We start from the raw sequence: 18,917 nt of genomic DNA on the forward strand, positions 1-18,917 counted from the left end.
GCGCCTGCAGGCGGACTGCAGCTCGTAACCCTACGGCCTGCCACCGCTTCAGGTGGGTTCCGTTGCGTCATGCTCTGTCACATGATCGTAAGGTGGCGGGCCGTACGCGAGGCAGCCCGGGGACCGGTGGTCACCCATGCGCTGATCGCCGGCTGCGGTGTGGTGTTCGTGCTCGGCCCGGCGTCGGGCCTCAACCCTGTCTACGGGACGGGGGACGAGCTGCTGACCGCCGGGACCGCGTACTTCCGGCGCTGGGGTGTGGTCCCGGACGAGCTCTTCGCAGGCGCCCCCCGCGTCTGGCTGACCCCATTGACCGCGCTGTTCGTCCACGGCAGCTGGCTGCACCTGCTGGGGAACATGCTCTTCCTCTACGTCTTCGGCGCCATGGCGGAGGAGCGGATGGGCCGCCCGGCCTTCCTCGTCTTCTACATCTGCACGGGATACCTGGCCCTGGCGGCGTACGCGGCGGCCAACACCGATTCCTCGCAGACCCTGGTGGGGGCGTCCGGAGCCATCTCGGCCGTTCTGGGCGCCTTCCTCTACCTGCTGCCGCGGGCGCGGGTGACGAGCCTGTTCCCGTTCCTCTTCTTCCTGCCGCTGCGGTTCCCGGCGTGGCTCGTGCTGCTGTTCTGGTTCGCCCTCCAATGGGTGGCGGCGCACCGGGCGGAGAGCGGGCCGGGGGTCGCCTATCTGGCCCACCTGGTGGGCTTCTCGCTCGGCTTCCTCTGCGCGTGGGCGCGGTATCGGCGTACGACTAGAGTGGAGCGACCAGCGACGGCCATCGAGGGAGACAGTCAGCCGTGATCACCGCGATCGTGCTCATCAAGACCAGCGTGGACCGCATCCCCGAGATCGCCGAGTCCATCGCCGCGCTGGACAGTGTCAGCGAGGTCTACTCCGTCACGGGGACGTACGACCTGATCGCGCTGGTCCGCGTGGCCCGCCACGAGAACCTGGCGGACATCATCCCCGGCCGCATCAGCAAGATCCCGGGCGTCGAGGCGACGGACACCCACGTGGCGTTCCGTACGTACTCCCAGCACGACCTGGAAGCCGCCTTCGCCATCGGCCTGGACGCGTAGCGCCTCCGGCGAGGTCTGCGGTACGGCTCGGGCCTTGCACCCCCGCCCCCAGGGCCACGCGGCCCTGGCTTCGGCGCGCCTCAAACGCCGGCGGGGCTGAAATGGTGCCCTGAGCGGGATCCCGGCCGGCACCCAAGAAGTCCTGCGGCCCGCCGACAGGGGTCGGCCCGTGAGGCTGCGCCGGGGTGTCTCCTCGGCTCGCGCCAGTCGCCCTGCGGGCGGCTCGGCCCAATGAATGCTGCGGCCCACCAATAAGGGTCGGTCCGTGGGGCTGCGCCGGGGTATCTCCTCGGCTCGCGCCTGCGGGCATGTCCCGGCTGTGCGGCCTGGGTTGCGCGCTCGTCCTGCGGGGACACCCCGCCACATCCCCACTCCCCTCCGCCCGGAACACCGAAGGGGCTCCCTCGCACTGCCGAAGCCGGCCGTGGGGCGGGGACACGCAGGAGGGTCCCCGCAGGACGAGCGCGCAACCCAGGCCGCACGGCGCAGCCACTGCCAAGTGCGCGAGCCGAGGAGATCCTCGTGCGGGGCCCCGCCCCACCCCCACACCGCCAAGCCCCCGCAGGGGAACCCGCGAGCCGAGGAGATCCTCGTGCGGGCCCCGCCCCACCCACACCGCCAAGCCCCCCGCAGGGGTAATGGCCCGGACCGGCGGTATCGGATCCCAGTACGTCATGAGCTCCAGCCCGTCAGACGGCGGGGACGCAGCGGCCCTCCTCCGTGCGGTACTGCCACTTGGCGCCGTCCGCGACGAGTTCCCTCACCGCCCGCACGAACCGCTCCACGTGCTCGTCGGGGGTGCCGGCGCCGAAGCTGACGCGGATCGCGTTCAGGGAGCGCTCGCCCGGGGCGGCCTCCGGGGCGCCGCACTCGCCCTGGGCCTGCGGCTCGCTGCCCAGCAGGGTGCGGACCAGCGGGTGGGCGCAGAACAGGCCGTCGCGGACGCCGATCCCGTACTCCGCGGACAGGGCCGCCGCGAAGTGGGAGCTGTTCCAGCCGTCCACCACGAACGAGATGACGCCGACCCGCGGCGCGTCGTCGCCGAACAGGGACAGCACGCGCACCGCCGGGACGTCGGCCAAGCCGGTGCGGACCTTCGCGATGAGGTGGCGCTCCCGGGCGACCAGGTTCTCGAAGCCCGCCTCGGTCAGGGCCTTGCAGGCCGAGGCGATGGAGTAGACGCCGATGACGTTCGGGGAGCCTGCCTCGTGGCGGGCGACCGTGGTGTGCCACTCGACGTCCACTCCGCCGTCCTCGCGCCGGGCCACCGTGCGGGAGGCCCCGCCGCCGGCCAGGTAGGGCTGCGCCTCCTGCAGCCAGTCCGCACGACCTGCGAGCACGCCCGAGCCGAACGGCGCGTAAAGCTTGTGCCCGGAGAAGGCCACCCAGTCCACGTCCAGGTCCTGTACGGATACGGGGTGGTGCGGGGCCAGTTGGGCGGCGTCCAGCACGATCCGCGCGCCGTGGGCGTGCGCGGCGGCGGCGAGTTCCCTGACCGGCCACAGTTCACCGGTGACGTTGGACGCGCCGGTCACGCACACGAGCGCCGGGCCGTAGGGGTCGCGGTCGGCCAGCGCCCGCTCCAGGGTGGCGACGGCCTCGTCCGGGGTGCGCGGGGCGTTGAGGTAGGTGACCTGCGCGTTCGTCCACGGCAGCAGCGAGGCGTGGTGCTCGGTCTCGAAGACGAAGACCTGGCAGTCGGCGGGGAGCACGGAGGCGAGCAGGTTCAGGGAGTCGGTGGTGGACCGGGTGAAGACGACCTGGTCGCAGGGGCGGCAGTCGAGGAACCGGGCGACGGTGGCTCGGCTCTGCTCGAAGAGGTCGGTGGAGAGCTGCGAGAGGTAGCCGGCTCCGCGGTGCACGCTGCCGTAGTACGGGGCGTACGCGGCCACGTCGTCCCAGACCCGCTGCAGGGCGGGGGCGCTGGCGGCGTAGTCGAGGGCCGCGTAGGTGACCTCGCCGCCGGTGACGAGCGGGACGGTGACGTCCCGGCCGAGGACCGGCAGCGGCTCGGCGCAGGCAGGGTCGGCGGCGGGGTCGACGGTGGAGGCGCAGGAGGGGCCGACGGCGGTGGCGGCGGTGGCCACGGCGGTGGCGCTCAGGGATGCGGACATGGCGGAATCTCCCGGCAGGCAGGGCTGAATGGCTTCGGTGTGCCCGTACGCGGGTACGGCTCGGCGGCCGTCCGGGGTACGGGAGGTTCCTCGGACCGGTCGACGCGCGGGTACGCGGAAACGACCCTGGTCCGAGGGGTGAAGGTGGGGCGGAGTCGCCCTATCGCATTCGCTTGCTCACGGAAAAACGCTCCTCGAGAAGACCAGGACCCCTGGTTTCGAGGGATCCGCGCTTGCCGTAGGCCTTGCTGCCTACGACCTGGTCATCACCCGGGGCACCCCGCCACGGAAGGAGGGTTGCCGGACAGCAAGCCGGGGCCTAAACGCTGTCACTCGTGACCTGGTCTGCATCCTGCCACATGATCCCCCGAGCGCAAGACCCCGGTCCGCCATGCGGACCGGGGTCTCGGCTCGAAACAATCAACCGAATCAGGCGTTACTGGCGGCCACCCAGCGCTCCAGGGCCGCCCTCGCCGCACCCGAGTCGACCGACTCCGCCGCGCGGGTGATGCCGGCCGCGAGCTGCTCCTCCAGGGTGCCCGGACCGGGGTCCAGCGCCACCAGGGCGGCCGCCGAGTTCAGCAGCACCGCGTCGCGGACCGGGCCCCTCTCGCCCGCCAGCAGGCGGCGCGCCACGTCCGCGTTGTACGAGGGGTCCCCGCCGGCCAGGGCCGAGACGTCGACCAGGTCGATGCCGACGTCGCGCGGGTCGAAGCGCTGCTCCGACACCTTGCCGTCGCGGACCCACCAGATGCGCGAGGTCGCCGTCGTGGTCAGTTCGTCCAGGCCGTCGTCCCCGCGGAAGACCAGCGCGGACGAGCCCCGCTCGGCGAGAACGCCCGCCACGATGGGGGCCATCCGGGGGTCGGCGACGCCCGTCGCCTGGGCCCGTACGCGGGCCGGGTTGGTCAGCGGGCCGAGGATGTTGAAGGTGGTGCGGATGCCCAGTTCCCTGCGCGCCCCGGCCACGTGCCGCAGCGCCGGGTGGAACTTCACGGCGAAGCAGAAGGTGATGCCGGCCTCCTCGGCGACCTCGACCACCCGCGCCGTGCTGAGGTCGAGGTTGACGCCCAGCTTCTCCAGGACGTCCGAGGACCCGCTCGCCGAGGACGCGGCCCGGTTCCCGTGCTTGACCACCTTGGCACCGGTACCGGCCACCACGACCGCCGACATCGTCGAGATGTTCACCGTCTTGGCCCCGTCGCCGCCCGTGCCGACGATGTCCACCGTCCGGCCCGGCACCTCGATCAGGTTGGCGTGCGCGTACATGGCCCGTACGAGGCCGTTGATCTCTGCGACCGTCTCCCCCTTGGCCCGCAGCGCGACGGTGAATCCGGCGATCTGGGCGTCGGTGGCCTCCCCGCGCATGATCCGGTCCATGGCCCAGGCGGTGTCGTCGGCGCTCAGGTCCTGACCGGTCAGCAGGGCGTCGAGAACGCCCGGCCAGCCACGGGCCGCCACGCTGTCGCCGCCTGCCGGGGTCACAACGTTCATGGTCCGCTCCTGTGCTAGTGGGCCGCCCCCGTACTCGCCGCCCACGTCGAATGGGAAGGGCTTCAGCCTATCCAGCCCCGGAGACGGCAAAGAGCCCCGTCCAGACACTGGACGGGGCTCTCGCCGTGGCGACACCAGGACTGACCGAAATCAGTCCCTCATGCAGTGGTGCAGGGGATCAGTGGTGGCCGTGGCCGGCCTGGATCTCCTTGTACTCCTCCACCGTGGGCTTCGGAATCTGGTTGTTCTCCGCGTAGAAGCCCTTGCTGAGCTTCGCGCGCAGCTTCTCCATCGCCTTCACCTTGCGCTCGACACCGTTCTCGTCGACCGTCGGGCCGATCTCGACCGGCTTGTACTGCTCGTGCGCGGTGAGCTTGTGCAGCTGGCCCTGCGGGAGCGGCTCGTGGACCTCGACGAACTCACCGTGCGGCAGACGCTTGATGATGCCGGTCTCGCGACCGTGCAGCACCTTGTCGTGGTCCCGGCGCTGGAGGCCGAGGCAGATCCGCTTGGTGACGATGAAGGCGAGGACCGGGACGACGAAGAAGCCGATCCGGACGAACCAGGTGATCGCGTTGATCGAGAGGTGGAAGTACTGCGCGAACATGTCGTTTCCACCGCCGATCAGGAGCACGATGTACTCCGCGATCCAGGCGACACCGAAGGCCGTACGGGTCGGGACGTTGCGCGGGCGGTCCAGGATGTGGTGCTCGCGCTTGTCCCCGGTGACCCAGGACTCGATGAAGGGCCAGACGGCGATCGCACCCAGTACCAGCGGGAAGAGCAGCAGCGGGATGAACACGCCCAGGACGAGCGTGTGGCCCCACAGGTTGATCTCCCAGCCGGGCATGGCTCGGATCAGGCCTTCCGGCATACCCATGTACCAGTCGGGCTGCGCACCGGTGGACACGTGGTCCGGGCGGTACGGGCCGAGCGCCCAGATCGGGTTGATCGTGGCGATCGCCGCGACGGCCGAGATGACGCCGAAGACCAGGAAGAAGAAGCCTCCCGCCTTGGCCATGTAGACCGGCAGCAGCGGCATGCCGACGACGTTGTTGTTCGTCTTGCCGGGACCCGCGAACTGGGTGTGCTTGTGGTAGAAGACCAGGATCAGGTGGGCCACGAGCAGGCCCATCATGATGCCGGGCAGCAGCAGGATGTGCACCGAGTAGAACCGCGCGACGAAGTCGCCGCCCGGGAACTCCCCGCCGAACAGGAACATCGACAGGTACGTGCCGACGACCGGGACGGACAGGATGGCGCCCTGCATGAAGCGGACACCGGTACCCGAGAGCAGGTCGTCCGGCAGCGAGTAGCCGGTGAAGCCGGTGAACATGCCGAGGACCAGCAGCAGGAAGCCGAAGATCCAGTTGACCTCACGCGGCTTGCGGAACGCGCCGGTGAAGAAGACGCGCATCATGTGCACGATCATCGCCGCGACGAAGATCAGCGCGGCCCAGTGGTGGATCTGACGGATCAGCAGGCCACCGCGGACGTCGAAGCTGATGTCCAGGGTCGAGGCGAAGGCCTCGGACATCAGGACGCCCTGCATCGGCACGTACGAGCCGTGGTACTCCACCTCGTTCATGCTCGGGTGGAAGAACAGCGTCAGGTACACACCCGTGAGGATGATGATGATGAAGCTGTAGAGGCAGATCTCGCCCAGCATGAAGGACCAGTGGTCCGGGAAGATCTTGCGCATGTTGGCCTTGGCCAGCCCGTAGATGCCCAGGCGGCCGTCCGCCCAGTCCGCTACGCGCTCGCCGGCCGGCGCCTTGCGCTTGTTGTTGACGGGGGTGCTCATCCGCGCTCCCAGAAGGCAGGACCGACGGGCTCTTCGAAGTCGCCGAGCGCTTCGAGGAAGCCTTCGTCATTCACGCCGATCCGCAGCTGCGGAAGCGCGTGACCGGCCGGGCCGAAGATGACACGGGCGCCGTCGGAGAGGTCGAAGGTGGACTGGTGGCACGGGCAGAGCACGTGGTGCGTCTGCTGCTCGTACAGGCTGATCGGGCAGCCGACGTGGGTGCAGATCTTGGAGTAGGCCACGATCCCGTCGTGGGACCACTCCAGCTCCTGCTTGTCCTTGATGTCGTCCGGCTGGATGCGGACGATCATCAGGGCGGCCTTGGCGATCTGGACCTGGAAGTCATGCTGGTGCTCGTCCAGGCCTTCCGGCATGGCGAACGTCAGCGACCCGACGACGACGTCCTCGGGACGCAGCGGCTCCATCGTGTTCTGGTTGATGAGCAGCTTGCCCTTGGCCCACAGGGTCGTGCGCAGCTTCTTCTCGGGCAGCGGGCCCAGGTCACGCATGATCACGACGGCGGAGAGCGGCAGCATGGCCAGCGCACCCAGCAGCGTGTTGCGGATCAGCGGGCGACGGGCGATGCCGGACTCGTTGGCGCCGTCGCGGAAGTCCTGCAGGACCTGCGCCTTGACCTCCGGCGGAGCGGCGATCTCGTGGCGGTCCGCGGCGACCTCGACGTCGGACATCAGGGTGCGGGCCCAGTGGACCGCTCCCGCGCCGATGCAGAAGAGCGCCGTGCCCAGCGTCATGCCCAGCGAGAAGTTGAGCGCGCTGATCTTCCCGAGCGGGAAGATGTACACGATCTTGTCGACCGGGAAGATCACGTAGGACGCGATGAAGGCGATCGTGGCCAGCATCGAGATCGTGAACAGCATCGCGACGGTGCGCTCGGAGCGCTTCGCCGCCCGCTCGTCGATGTCCTGGATGCGGGGCTTGTGGACCGGCAGGCCCGGGTCGGCGAACGGGTCGTCCGCCACTGCTACGCCACCGTGGTGGGCGTCGCCCTGCTCGCTCGGCAGGTGCTTCTCTTCGGGAATCTCTTGGCTACTCATGACTTCTTGGCCTTAGCGGTGTGGGCCGCGACCCAGACGGCGACAGCGATCAACGCACCCAGGGCGAAGATCCAGCCGAACAGACCCTCGGAGACGGGGCCGAGGCCACCGAGCTTCAGGCCACCGGGGCTGGTCGACTTCTCGCCGTTCACGTTCTCCAGGTACGCGATGATGTCCTTCTTCTGCTTCTCCGGCAGGGTGCTGTCGGGGAAGGAGGGCATGTTCTGCGGGCCGGTCTGCATGGCCTCGTAGATGTGCTTCGGCGAGACGTCCTCAAGGTTGGGGGCGTACTTGCCGTTCGTCAGGGCGCCGCCCTCGCCGGTGAAGTTGTGACACTGCGCGCAGTTGTTGCGGAACAGCTCACCACCGTTGGCGACGTCGGCACCCGCCGGGTCGTACTGCTTCTCGGTCGGCGTGATCGGACCGGCGCCGAGCGACGCGATGTACGCGGCCAGCTGGTCGATCTGCGCCTGGGTGTAGATGTTCGGCTTCTTCGGCACCTGGGCGCCGGGCTGCTGGGCGGGCATGCGGCCCGTGCTCACCTGGAAGTCGACGGCCGCGGAGCCGACGCCGACCAGGCTCGGGCCGTCAGAGGAACCCTGACCGCCGGTTCCGTGGCAGCTTGCGCAACCCACGGCGTAGAGCTTCTTGCCCTCCTCGATGGCGAGGGACTGGGCGGTTTCATCGGCCTGCGCCTTGCCCGCGGGAGCAAAGGCGGCGTACAGCCCCCCAGTGGCCGCCAGCGCGAAGAGTAGAACGACGACCGCCGCCAGCGGATGGCGTCGTCGTGCGGAGAGCTTTTTCACGGATTACCCCGGTGTCAGGATCTTCTGCGTCGGTGTGTCTGGATGGAGTGCCGGGTCGGGCCCGGTGACGTGTTCGCTACTTGATCAGGTAGATCGTGGCGAAGAGGCCGATCCAGACGACATCGACGAAGTGCCAGTAGTAGGACACGACGATGGCCGACGTGGCCTGTTCGTGGGTGAACCTCTTGGCCGCGTACGTCCGGCCGAGGACCAGCAGGAAGGCGATGAGGCCGCCCGTCACGTGCAGACCGTGGAAGCCCGTGGTCAAGTAGAAGACCGAGCCGTACGGACCGGACGAGAGGCTCATGCCCTCGTGCTTGACCAGCTCGGTGTACTCGAACACCTGGCCGCCAATGAAGATCGCACCCATGACGAACGTGATGATGAACCACGTCCGGAGCTTCTTCACGTCACCGCGCTCGGCTGCGAATACGCCGAGCTGGCAGGTGAGCGAGGAAAGCACCAGGATCGTCGTGTTCGTCGCCGAGAAGGGCAGATTCAAGGCCGAAGCCTGCTCTGTCCAGTACTCGGGGCCTGTCACGGATCGCAGGGTGAAGTACATCGCGAAGAGGGCCGCGAAGAACATCAGCTCGGAACTCAACCAGATGATGGTTCCGACGCTGACGAGGTTCGGCCGGTTGACCGTCGGGTGCGCGTGCCCGGTATCTACTGTCGTTGCTGTCGCCACGACCGACATTATGTCGGTCGCTTATCCCGCCCTCACCCCGGGGGGTGCCGTTCGGAGTGTCAGGGGCGTGTGCAAGGCCCGAACGGCCCATCAGATGAGCCAATGAGCGTCTCGGGCGAGGGTGTCGGAACCGATGTTGACAGCGCATCGGGAGGAGTAGCATCCCGCGCAACAGCAACGTGATTCACGGGACACGTGGAGGAACGAAATGCGGGCGACTGCGCGGGTTCTGGTCTACAGCGACGACGCGGGCACCCGGGAGCAGGTGCGGCTGGCGGCAGGGCGCAGGCCGGCCGCCGACCTGCCGCCGGTGGAGTTCCTGGAGTGCGCGACGCTGCCGGCGGTCCTGACGGCACTGGACGCGGGCGGCATCGACGTGTGCGTGCTGGACGGCGAGGCGGTTCCGGCCGGGGGCATGGGTGTGTGCCGGCAGATCAAGGACGAGATCTTCCGGTGTCCGCCGGTGCTGCTGCTGATGGGGCGTCCCCAGGACGCCTGGCTGGCCACGTGGAGCCGCGCGGACGCCGCCGTGACCCTTCCGGTGGATCCGGTGGAGTTCGCGGACGCCCTGGCGGGTCTGCTGCGGGCCAGGCTGTCCTCCTCGGCCGCCTGAGGGAGTTCCCGCGGGCCTACGGATCGCCGTAGGCCCTCGCGGGGCCCTCGCCTCTCGCGTCAGACCGTGGGCCGCAGGCGGGTCTGGTCCATCGGACTGCGGCCTTCCTGGGTGCCCTTGAGCAGGGCGCTGCCCTGGCGCCAGTCCTTCCAGTCCATGTTCCAGTCGCCGAAGCCGTTGCCGAAGATGTCCATGTCGTCGCCGATGCTGTTGATCACCTGGACGATGTCGCCCTCGGTGATGTTCTCGTAGAACCAGGCGGCGTTGCCGGTGCTCATGCCCGTGCAGCCGTGGCTGACGTTGGCATAGCCGTGCGAGCCCACGGACCAGGGCGCGGCGTGGACGTATTCACCACTCCAGGTGACGCGGGTGGCCCAGTAGACGGGCAGGTTGTAGTACTCGCTGCCACCGATGCCGACGGTGTCACCGCGCATCTGTACGTAGTACTGCTTCCCGAGCACCACCTTGATGCCGTTGCGGGTGGAGAAGCCGGGCTTGCCGGTGGTCACCGGAATGGAGTTGATCACTTCTCCGTTGCGCTTGAACGTGAGCCAGTGCGAGGAGGCGTCGGTGGTGACCTCGACGCGGTCGCCGATCTCCAGCTTCAACGGCTTGGAGACGGACCCGTGGAGCTCGTCGGTGATCTTGATGCCTTCGAGGTTGCTCCGTACGGAGACCACGCTGTTGGCGGGCCAGTACTCCTTGGGGCGGTAGTGGAGCCTCTTGTCGTCCACCCAGTGCCAGGCACCCTCGACGCCGGGCGGGGCGTCGACGATCAGGCCCCGTTCCACGACCGCGCGGGCGGCCTTGTCCTTGACCGGCTCGTTGAGGTCGGCGGTGAGGGGCTGACCGACGCCGTACTTGCCCTCCTCCGGGCCGAATTCGACCTTGAGGACACCCTTGCTCGGGGTGGTGTCGAAGGTCAGCGTGCGCTGCCCCGGGGCGCCCCGCTCGTCCTCGGTGCTCACGGTGACCGTGTAGCGAACGCCTGCGGCCATCGGGGCGGTGTTGTGCCAGCGGTCGCCCTTGGCGCTCAGTTCGCCTGCCAGGCGGCGCCCGTGGGTGTCCACGGCCGTCACGTCGGTGATCCGGCCGCCGCCACTCTTGGCGGTGATTTCGAGGGGCCGGTCGGGGTCCACGGGACGGCTGCCGGAGGTCTGGTTGAAGGCGACCTGATCGCCCGCGTCGTACGGGCGGGCGGACAGCGGGTTGTCGCCGGACCCGCATGCGGTGGCGCCGGCCCCGAGGGACGCGACCAGCAGGGAGCAGCTGAGTACCGTCCAAAGACGCGGTGAGTGCTTCATGGAACCAACGCTATGAAGATATGACAATTACGGCGCGCCGGGTGACTGCAAACGAGGGGCCCGGACTCCTCCGAAGAGGTGTCCGGGCCCCGGGTACCGCGCGGCCGGGCCGCGGGGGTGCTGCTACTGGTTCTGGTTCTCACCGCGGTAGTACTCGTACACCCAGCCCCACAGACCGATCAGGATCAGCGGAGCGGAGAAGTACATCAGCCACCAGCCGAAGACGACGCCCATGAAGGCGAAGGCGCCACCGATGGCCAGCGAGAGCGGCTGCCAGCTGTGCGGGGAGAAGAACCCCAGCTCGCCCGCCTCGTCGGCGACGTCGGCCTCCAGGTTGTCCTGGGCCATCTCGTCGACGCGCTTGGCCGTGAAGGCCAGGTAGTAGCCGATCATGACGCTCAGGCCGAAGGCCAGGAAGAGCGCGGTGGTACCGACGGGCTCCTTCGACCACACGCCATACACGATGGCCATGACCAGGATGAAGAAGGAGAGCCAGAGGAACATCTTGCCCTGGATCTTCACTTGCCGGCCTCCTTGTCACCGGTGAGCGCCTTGGTGCCGCCGGCGGTGTGGTCCTCGAGGTGGTCGAGGGCCGCGATCTCCGGGTGGTGCAGGTCGAACGCCGGGGATTCGGAGCGGATCCGCGGCAGGGTGAGGAAGTTGTGCCGCGGCGGCGGGCAGGACGTCGCCCACTCCAGCGAACGGCCGTAACCCCACGGGTCGTCGACCTCGATCTTCTTGCCGTACTTCGCCGTCTTCCAGACGTTGTACATGAACGGCAGCATCGACAGGCCGAGCACGAACGAGCTGATCGTCGAAATCGTGTTCAGCGCGGTGAAGCCGTCGGCGGCGAGGTAGTCGGCGTAACGACGCGGCATGCCCTCGGCGCCCAGCCAGTGCTGCACCAGGAAGGTGCCGTGGAAGCCGATGAACAGCGTCCAGAAGGTGATCTTCCCGAGGCGCTCGTCCAGCATCTTGCCCGTGAACTTCGGCCACCAGAAGTGGAAGCCCGCGAACATCGCGAAGACCACGGTGCCGAAGACGACGTAGTGGAAGTGCGCGACGACGAAGTACGAGTCGGAGACGTGGAAGTCCATCGGGGGCGAGGCCAGGATCACGCCGGTCAGGCCACCGAAGGTGAAGGTGACCAGGAAGCCGATCGTCCACAGCATCGGAGTCTCGAAGGACAGCGAGCCCTTCCACATGGTGCCGATCCAGTTGAAGAACTTCACACCGGTCGGTACCGCGATCAGGAAGGTCATGAAGGAGAAGAACGGCAGCAGTACACCGCCGGTGACGTACATGTGGTGGGCCCACACGGTCACCGAGAGGCCGGCGATCGCGATCGTCGCCGCGATCAGACCGATGTAACCGAACATCGGCTTGCGCGAGAAGACCGGGATGATCTCGGAGACGATCCCGAAGAACGGCAGCGCGATGATGTACACCTCTGGGTGTCCGAAGAACCAGAAGAGGTGCTGCCACAGCAGTGCGCCGCCGTTGGCCGCGTCGAAGATGTGCGAACCGAACTTGCGGTCGGCTTCCAGCGCGAAGAGCGCGGCGGCCAGCACCGGGAAGGCCAGCAGGACCAGGACACCGGTCAGCAGCACGTTCCAGGTGAAGATCGGCATGCGGAACATCGTCATGCCGGGTGCGCGCATGCAGATGATCGTGGTGATGAAGTTGACCGAGCCGAGGATCGTACCGAAGCCCGAGAACGCCAGACCCATGATCCACATGTCGGCGCCGATGCCCGGCGAGCGGACGGCGTCCGACAGCGGGGAGTAGGCGAACCAGCCGAAGTCCGCGGCGCCGTTCGGCGTCACGAAGCCGGCCACCGCGATGGTCGAGCCGAAGAGGTACAGCCAGTACGCGAACATGTTCAGCCGCGGGAACGCCACGTCGGGCGCGCCGATCTGCAGCGGCATGATCCAGTTCGCGAAACCGGCGAACAGCGGCGTCGCGAACATCAGCAGCATGATCGTGCCGTGCATCGTGAACGCCTGGTTGAACTGCTCGTTCGACATGATCTGCGTGCCCGGACGGGCCAGCTCGGCTCGCATGAACAGAGCCAGCACGCCGCCGATGATGAAGAACACGAACGACGTGAGCAGGTACATCGTGCCGATGGTCTTGTGGTCGGTGGTGGTGAGCCACTTCACGACCACGTTGCCTGGCTGCTTGCGCCGTACCGGCAGCTCGTTCTCGTACGAGTCGGCTGCGGCGGCACCCTGGGATTCGTTGAGGATGCTCACAGTGTGTTCGTCTCCGCATTCCGGGCCGGGTCGGTCTGCTTGATGCCGGCCGGGAGGAAGCCGGTCTGCCCCTTCTCCGCCAGGTCCTTCAGGTACGCCTTGTACTCCTGGGGCGAGACCACCTTGACGTTGAAGAGCATCCGGGAGTGGTCGACGCCGCAGAGCTCGGCGCACTTGCCCATGAAGGTGCCCTTTTCGGACGGGGTGACCTCGAAGACGTTGGTGTGGCCCGGGATGACGTCCTGCTTGAACAGGAAGGGGACCACCCAGAAGGAGTGGATCACGTCGTTCGACGACAGGATGAAACGGACCTTCTCGCCCTCGGGGAGGACCAGGGTCGGGCCCGGGTTGCCCGTCTGCGGGTTCCGGTCGCCGGGGACACCCTTCTCGTAGACGCCCTCGGCGCCCGCGGGGAAGTCCTTGGTGTAGCGGTCCGGGATCGAGGCGAGCTCCTTGGGAACCGCACCCGCCTTCGGCGTCACCGCGTCGCCGTCGACGTCCTCGATGTAGTTGAAGCCCCAGCTCCACTGGTAGCCGATCACGTTGATCGTGTGCGCCGGCTTCGAGAGGGCGAGCAGCTTCGACTCGTCACGCGCGGTGAAGTAGAACAGCACCGAGACGATGATGAGCGGGACCACGGTGTACAGCGCCTCGATGGGCATGTTGTACCGGGTCTGCGGCGGGACCTCCACCTTCGTCCGGCTGCGCCGGTGGAAGATGACGCTCCAGATGATCAGGCCCCAGACCAGGATGCCCGTGATGAGCGCGGCCGCCCAGGATCCCTGCCACAGGGAGAGGATGCGCGGCGCCTCCTCGGTTACCGGATACGGCATTCCGAGGCGGGGGAAGTCTTTCCATGTATACGAGCAACCAGTGGCGGTCGCCAGGACCACGCCCGCAGTCAGCGCCTGCAGCAGCTTCCGCCGCATCGGGCGCCGCGGCGAGCGGTCGGAGCCGTAGGGACTCACGTAGCGCCTTCCCGAGAGTCTCGGCCCGCGCGGCCGGCCGCGGCCGTGTTCGGGTCGGTCGCCGGCCCTGACGCAGGCAGGGGTTTGGATGTTTATGCGGACCAAACCCTACTGGACGCTATTTGGGGTCGCGCGGGGAGGGTGCCCAACGCGCCGCTACTGCCCCCGAAGGGATGGATCCGCCGTACGGGGGACGGCGCGAATGGCCCTGAATGGCGGGCTCGGGAACGCATCTGACGCCCCCTGACCTCGAACGCTACCGGCCGCGCGTTAGCGTGACCGGATGCCGTACTTCGACAGCGCGTCCGCCGCCCCCCTGCACCCCGTGGCCCGGCAGGCGTTGCAGGCCTCCCTGGACGAGGGCTGGGCGGATCCGGCCCGGCTGTACCGGGAGGGCAGGCGCGCCCGGCTGTTGCTGGACGCGGCGCGGGAGGCCGCCGCGGAGGCGGTGGGATGTCGCCCCGACGAGCTCGTGTTCACTCCTTCGGGGACGCACGCGGTTCACACCGGGGTCGCGGGGGTCCTCGCGGGGCGCCGCCGCGTCGGAGACCGTCTGGTCGTGTCGGCGGTCGAACACAGTTCTGTCCTGCACGCGGCGGCGGTCCACGAGGCTCAGGGCGGGACGGTGACCGAGGTGCCGGTGGACCGGTGGGGCGCGGTGACCCCCGCCGGGTACGCGGACGCGCTCACTCCGACGACCGCCCTCGCCTGCCTCCAGTCGGCCAACCACGAGGTGGGCACGGTCCAGCCGGTGCGGGAGGTGGCCGAGGTCTGCGGGGCGGCCGGGGTACCGCTGCTCGTGGACGCGGCCCAGTCGCTGGGCTGGGGTCCGGTGCAGGGCGCCTGGTCCGTCCTGGCCGCGAGTGCACACAAATGGGGCGGTCCGCCCGGGGTCGGCCTGCTGGCGGTCCGCAAGGGAGTCCGCTTCTCCCCTCAAGGCCCCGCGGACGAAAGGGAGTCGGGGCGCTCCCCCGGTTTCGCGAACCTTCCCGCGATCGTGGCGGCGGCGGCGTCCCTGCGGGCCGTCCGGGCCGAGGCGGACGCGGAGGCGGCCCGGCTGCGGATCCTGGTGGACCGCATCCGGCGCCGGGTGGTGCGGCTGGTCCCGGACGTGGAGGTGGTCGGCGATCCGGACCGGCGCCTGCCACACCTGGTCACCTTCTCCTGCCTGTACGTCGACGGGGAGGCCCTGCTGCACGAACTGGACCGGGCCGGCTTCTCGGTCTCCTCGGGCTCCTCGTGCACGAGCTCCACGCTGACCCCCAGTCACGTGCTGCGGGCCATGGGCGTGCTGTCGGAGGGGAACGTACGGGTGTCCCTGCCGCCGGGGACCGCAGCGGACGAGGTCAACGCGTTCCTGGAGGCGCTGCCGGGTGCGGTGGCGGGCGTACGGGAGCGGCTCGGCGTGTCGGAGCCCCCGGTGGTGGCGCCGGTGGCGGACTCCCTGGAGCTCGACGCGCTCGGGCTGCGGTGCCCCCAGCCGGTGATCGAACTGGCCCGGGCCATCGTCACCGTCCCGGTGGGCGGCACGGTCACGGTCGTCTCCGACGACGAGGTGGCCCGCCTGGACATCCCGGCGTGGTGCGCGATGCGGGGGCACGCGTACCTGGGCGAGGCCCCGCGCGAGGTCGGCACCGCCTATACGGTCCGCCGCCAGGTCTGACTCCGGCCCGGGCTCAAGATCAGCCCCGCCGGCGTTTGAGGCGCGGGGGTCCGGGGGCAGCGCCCCAGGCAGCGGCGCCGCACCCGAGGTCGGACGGGACCGCCGGCCGCGCCGACAGTGGCGCCGGACCCGGGTCCTGGAGCGGAGTCCAGGACCCGGCGCCGCAGGCGGCCGTCAGGCCAGGCGGGCGCGGACCTCCGCCGCGGCCTCGTCGCCGTACGCCTTCGTGAAGCGCTCCATGAAGTGCGCCCGCGCCAGGGTGTACTCCTGGGTGCCGAGCGTCTCGATGACCAGCGTCGCGAGCATGCAGCCCAGCTGCGCCGCACGCTCCAGGCCGACTCCCCAGCTCAGCCCGGTCAGGAACCCGGCGCGGAACGCGTCGCCGACACCGGTCGGGTCGACCTTCGCGGTCTCCTCGGGGCAGCCGACCACGATCGGCGCCTCGCCGACCCGCTCGATCTTGACGCCGTTGGAGCCGAGCGTCGTCACGCGGGTGCCGACCTTCGCCAGGATCTCGGCGTCCGTCCAGCCCGACTTCGACTCGATGAGGCCCTTCTCGTACTCGTTCGAGAAGAGGTACGTCGCCCCCTCCATCAGGGTGCGGATGTTGTCGCCGTCCATGCGGGCGATCTGCTGCGAGAAGTCGGCGGCGAAGGGGATGCCCCGCGTCCGGCACTCCTCCGTGTGGCGCAGCATCGCCTCGGGGTCGTCCGCGCCGATCAGGACCAGGTCCAGCCCGCCGACCCGGTCGGCCACGGACTTCAGCTCGATCAGACGGGCCTCGCTCATCGCGCCCGTGTAGAAGGAGCCGATCTGGTTGTGGTCGGCGTCCGTGGTGCACACGAAGCGCGCGGTGTGCAGCACCTCGGAGATCCGGACGGACTCGGTGTCGACACCGTGCCGGTCCAGCCAGGCGCGGTACTCGTCGAAGTCGGAGCCGGCGGCTCCGACCAGGATCGGGCGGCTGCCGAGCTGCCCCATGCCGAAGCAGATGTTCGGGCCGACACCGCCCCGCCGGACGTCGAGGTTGTCGACGAGGAAGGAGAGGGAGACCGTGTGCAGCTGGTCCGCGACCAGCTGGTCGGCGAAACGGCCGGGGAAGGTCATGAGGTGGTCGGTGGCGATGGAGCCGGTGACTGCGATGCGCACGGCGTGGACGCTCCTGCTGAGGACGGCGAGGGACAGTCAAAACTACCCGGTAAGCGCCGCCAGACCGAACACCGGAAACTACCCCGTAGTAGCTCTTTCTTCGCACGAGCTCCCATGCCTACGGTGCCTGCATGACCTATACCGACGGTTTCGGCTACACCGAGTACACGGCCGACCAGCGCGGCACGGACGGTCCGCGTCAGCCGGGTTTCGCCCGGCTGCTGGGCGACTGCGCCCGGATGGCCCCGCACTGGGCGGTCCCGGTGGACCCCCGGCCGGCCCGGGTGGCGCCCTCGCAGATCCACGGGATCAGCGTCCCGCCGGCCTCGGCGCGGCTGATCGCCTCCACCGCCGCCTACGGGGACCAGTAGAAGGGAACCGGTTGTCCGCCGGCTTCGTCACACCCGCATCAAGTACGCGGACCAGTGAAGGAGCGATGCGGTGACCAGCGAAGAACCCGACACAGCACGCGGCACACGACGGCGGCCGGCCTGGGCCGTCGGCTCGATCGCGGCCGCGGTCCTGCTCGCGGGCGGCGGTACGGCCTACTGGGCGTCCACCGCCCACGGCGACGGTGCGTCGGGCCGCCGTACGGGTGACAGCGCGGCCTCGGCGCCCCGTGACGCGGGAGACCCCTCGGGGCCGGGGATCGCACCCGGGGAGCCCGATCCGTCCGGTGAGGGAGTGGTCTACCGGGCCGATGTGAAGCTTCCGGAGGCCCCGGCCACCGCGCCCGCCTTCGCCGCGTCCGGAGAGGTCACCTCGGCGGAGGTGGCCCGGCTCGCCGCGGCCCTCGGCATTGCGGGCGCCCCGCGGCTCAACGGGGAGGTCTGGCTGGCCGGGGAGGCCGCCGACGGCTCCGGGCCGCGGCTCACGGTGGCCCGTACGGCCCCGGGGACCTGGAACTTCACCCGCTTCCAGGCACCGGGTAACGGCGCCGGGGACGACTGCGTGCGCGGCAAGGACACCTGCGGCCCGGCCACCGTCCCTCGGGACGCCGGCGGGGCGGCCCAGGGCAAACCGGTGTCCGAAGAGGCCGCAAGGGCCGCAGCCGCGCCCGTGCTGGCCGCCGCGGGGCAGGACGGGGCGAAGCTGGACGCCCGGCTCACCCAGGATTCGGTGCGGGTGGTGAGCGCCGACCCGGTGATCGGCGGGCTGCCCACGCAGGGCTGGTCCACGAAGGTGAGCGTGGGCGCCGACGCCTCGGTGGTGGGGGGCAGTGGCGAGCTGAAGGCCCCCGTACGGGCGGCCGAGCAGCCGGTGGTGGGGGCCGTGGAGGCACTGGCCCGGCTGAACGCGAAGTCGAGCGGCCGTGAGGGCAGCCCCGAGCCCAGCGGATGCGCGACCTCGGTCCCGCTGACGCCGGACACCCCGGTGGGCACCGACACGGTGCCGTGCAACCCGGAGCCCCGGCCGATGAAGCCCCCGCGCACGGAGACTGTACGGGGCGCCGCGCTCGGCCTGGTGCCCGGGACGGTCGACGGCTCCCGGGGCCTGGTCCCGGCCTGGCTCTTCGAGGTGGCGGGCCGTGGCGGCGCGCCCGGCCACACGGTGACGCAGCCGGCCGCCGCCCAGGAGAGCACGCCCGGCCCGAAGGACGGTCGTACCGTGCCCGGATTCTCGTACGCCGAGGCGGACCGGAAGCTGACGGTGAACTTCTGGGGCAGCGTGTGCAGCACCTACGCCGTGGAGGCGCGGGAGCAGGCCGAAGCGGTCATGGTGAAGATCACGGACACACCGAACAAGCCGGGCCAGGCCTGCATCATGCTCGCGCAGGAGATGTCCCTGACGGTGACGCTGCAGCAGCCGCTGGGCGACCGGAAGGTGCTCGACGCGACGACGGGCAAGCCGCTCCCCCGGCAGTAGCCGGCGCCCGGGCCGCCGGGCATGCGGCGAGGGCCCGCCTCCGGTCGGATGCGACC

General features: G+C 69.6%; 17 protein-coding genes and 1 riboswitch. Of the genes, 6 read left to right on the top strand and 11 right to left on the bottom strand.

Features of this window, described 5'->3' with window-relative positions:
* The first annotated feature begins 69 nt into the window (after positions 1 to 69).
* Positions 70 to 804, top strand: a complete 735-nt coding sequence (locus ACWGIF_RS17150) for a rhomboid family intramembrane serine protease (protein ID WP_453497647.1) — start codon at positions 70 to 72, stop codon at positions 802 to 804.
* The gene (locus ACWGIF_RS17155; RefSeq protein WP_008738815.1) at positions 801 to 1,082 is read left to right on the top strand and encodes an Lrp/AsnC family transcriptional regulator; all 282 of its coding nucleotides are present in this window, start codon (positions 801 to 803) and stop codon (positions 1,080 to 1,082) included. Before ACWGIF_RS17150 ends, ACWGIF_RS17155 begins: the two co-directional genes overlap by 4 nt.
* 689 nt (positions 1,083 to 1,771) lie before the next feature.
* Here the strand turns inward: ACWGIF_RS17155 and ACWGIF_RS17160 are convergent.
* The 6 genes from ACWGIF_RS17160 to ctaE all read right to left on the bottom strand — a co-directional run bounded on the left by ACWGIF_RS17160 (position 1,772) and on the right by ctaE (position 9,052).
* Positions 1,772 to 3,196 carry an aminotransferase class V-fold PLP-dependent enzyme gene (locus tag ACWGIF_RS17160; RefSeq protein WP_453497652.1) on the bottom strand — a complete coding sequence of 475 codons (1,425 nt, stop codon included), beginning with the start codon at positions 3,194 to 3,196 and terminating at the stop codon, positions 1,772 to 1,774.
* A 224-nt stretch (positions 3,197 to 3,420) separates the two neighbouring features.
* Positions 3,421 to 3,537: riboswitch (SAM riboswitch) on the bottom strand.
* Between the two features lie 88 nt (positions 3,538 to 3,625).
* On the bottom strand, positions 3,626 to 4,690 hold the full coding sequence (gene trpD / locus ACWGIF_RS17165) for an anthranilate phosphoribosyltransferase (RefSeq protein ID WP_453497655.1): 1,065 nt from the start codon (positions 4,688 to 4,690) through the stop codon (positions 3,626 to 3,628).
* 178 nt (positions 4,691 to 4,868) lie between these two features.
* Positions 4,869 to 6,494 (bottom strand): cytochrome bc1 complex cytochrome b subunit, encoded by a 1,626-nt coding sequence (qcrB, locus tag ACWGIF_RS17170; protein WP_453497658.1) that lies wholly within the window; start codon positions 6,492 to 6,494, stop codon positions 4,869 to 4,871.
* Positions 6,491 to 7,549 (bottom strand): cytochrome bc1 complex Rieske iron-sulfur subunit, encoded by a 1,059-nt coding sequence (gene qcrA / locus ACWGIF_RS17175; protein ID WP_453497661.1) that lies wholly within the window; start codon positions 7,547 to 7,549, stop codon positions 6,491 to 6,493. Before qcrA ends, qcrB begins: the two co-directional genes overlap by 4 nt.
* A complete protein-coding gene (gene qcrC, locus ACWGIF_RS17180) occupies positions 7,546 to 8,355 on the bottom strand; it encodes a cytochrome bc1 complex diheme cytochrome c subunit (protein WP_453497664.1) in 810 nt (269 codons plus the stop codon). The genes qcrA and qcrC overlap by 4 nt, the downstream gene beginning before the upstream one ends.
* A gap of 76 nt (positions 8,356 to 8,431) precedes the next feature.
* Positions 8,432 to 9,052 carry an aa3-type cytochrome oxidase subunit III gene (ctaE, locus tag ACWGIF_RS17185; RefSeq protein WP_030036314.1) on the bottom strand — a complete coding sequence of 207 codons (621 nt, stop codon included), beginning with the start codon at positions 9,050 to 9,052 and terminating at the stop codon, positions 8,432 to 8,434.
* A gap of 199 nt (positions 9,053 to 9,251) precedes the next feature.
* Here ctaE and ACWGIF_RS17190 point away from each other — a divergent pair, with 199 nt between their 5' ends.
* Positions 9,252 to 9,656 (top strand): hypothetical protein, encoded by a 405-nt coding sequence (locus ACWGIF_RS17190; protein WP_453497667.1) that lies wholly within the window; start codon positions 9,252 to 9,254, stop codon positions 9,654 to 9,656.
* Positions 9,657 to 9,715: 59 nt separating this feature from the next.
* Here ACWGIF_RS17190 and ACWGIF_RS17195 read toward each other — a convergent pair whose 3' ends face one another.
* From ACWGIF_RS17195 to ctaC, 4 genes are all read right to left on the bottom strand, one after another.
* Positions 9,716 to 10,960 carry an Ig-like domain-containing protein gene (locus tag ACWGIF_RS17195; protein ID WP_453497670.1) on the bottom strand — a complete coding sequence of 415 codons (1,245 nt, stop codon included), beginning with the start codon at positions 10,958 to 10,960 and terminating at the stop codon, positions 9,716 to 9,718.
* 123 nt (positions 10,961 to 11,083) lie between these two features.
* The gene (locus ACWGIF_RS17200; protein WP_453497673.1) at positions 11,084 to 11,482 is read right to left on the bottom strand and encodes a cytochrome c oxidase subunit 4; all 399 of its coding nucleotides are present in this window, start codon (positions 11,480 to 11,482) and stop codon (positions 11,084 to 11,086) included.
* Positions 11,479 to 13,215 carry an aa3-type cytochrome oxidase subunit I gene (gene ctaD, locus ACWGIF_RS17205; protein ID WP_453497676.1) on the bottom strand — a complete coding sequence of 579 codons (1,737 nt, stop codon included), beginning with the start codon at positions 13,213 to 13,215 and terminating at the stop codon, positions 11,479 to 11,481. Before ctaD ends, ACWGIF_RS17200 begins: the two co-directional genes overlap by 4 nt.
* Positions 13,212 to 14,183, bottom strand: a complete 972-nt coding sequence (ctaC, locus tag ACWGIF_RS17210) for an aa3-type cytochrome oxidase subunit II (RefSeq protein ID WP_453497679.1) — start codon at positions 14,181 to 14,183, stop codon at positions 13,212 to 13,214. The genes ctaD and ctaC overlap by 4 nt, the downstream gene beginning before the upstream one ends.
* A gap of 283 nt (positions 14,184 to 14,466) precedes the next feature.
* Here ctaC and ACWGIF_RS17215 point away from each other — a divergent pair, with 283 nt between their 5' ends.
* The gene (locus ACWGIF_RS17215; protein ID WP_453497682.1) at positions 14,467 to 15,846 is read left to right on the top strand and encodes an aminotransferase class V-fold PLP-dependent enzyme; all 1,380 of its coding nucleotides are present in this window, start codon (positions 14,467 to 14,469) and stop codon (positions 15,844 to 15,846) included.
* 174 nt (positions 15,847 to 16,020) lie between these two features.
* Here ACWGIF_RS17215 and ACWGIF_RS17220 read toward each other — a convergent pair whose 3' ends face one another.
* Positions 16,021 to 16,995, bottom strand: coding sequence for a carbohydrate kinase family protein (locus tag ACWGIF_RS17220; protein WP_453497685.1), 975 nt, complete (start codon positions 16,993 to 16,995; stop codon positions 16,021 to 16,023).
* A gap of 131 nt (positions 16,996 to 17,126) precedes the next feature.
* Between ACWGIF_RS17220 and ACWGIF_RS17225 the strand changes: the two genes are divergently transcribed.
* Together ACWGIF_RS17225 and ACWGIF_RS17230 are read left to right on the top strand one after the other, a co-directional pair.
* The gene (locus ACWGIF_RS17225) at positions 17,127 to 17,366 is read left to right on the top strand and encodes a hypothetical protein (RefSeq protein WP_453497688.1); all 240 of its coding nucleotides are present in this window, start codon (positions 17,127 to 17,129) and stop codon (positions 17,364 to 17,366) included.
* A gap of 70 nt (positions 17,367 to 17,436) precedes the next feature.
* Complete coding sequence (locus tag ACWGIF_RS17230; protein ID WP_453497691.1) at positions 17,437 to 18,861, top strand: hypothetical protein; 1,425 nt, start codon at positions 17,437 to 17,439, stop codon at positions 18,859 to 18,861.
* The last annotated feature ends 56 nt before the right edge of the window (positions 18,862 to 18,917 follow it).

The sequence above is a fragment of the Streptomyces sp. NPDC054849 genome (genome assembly GCF_053610945.1).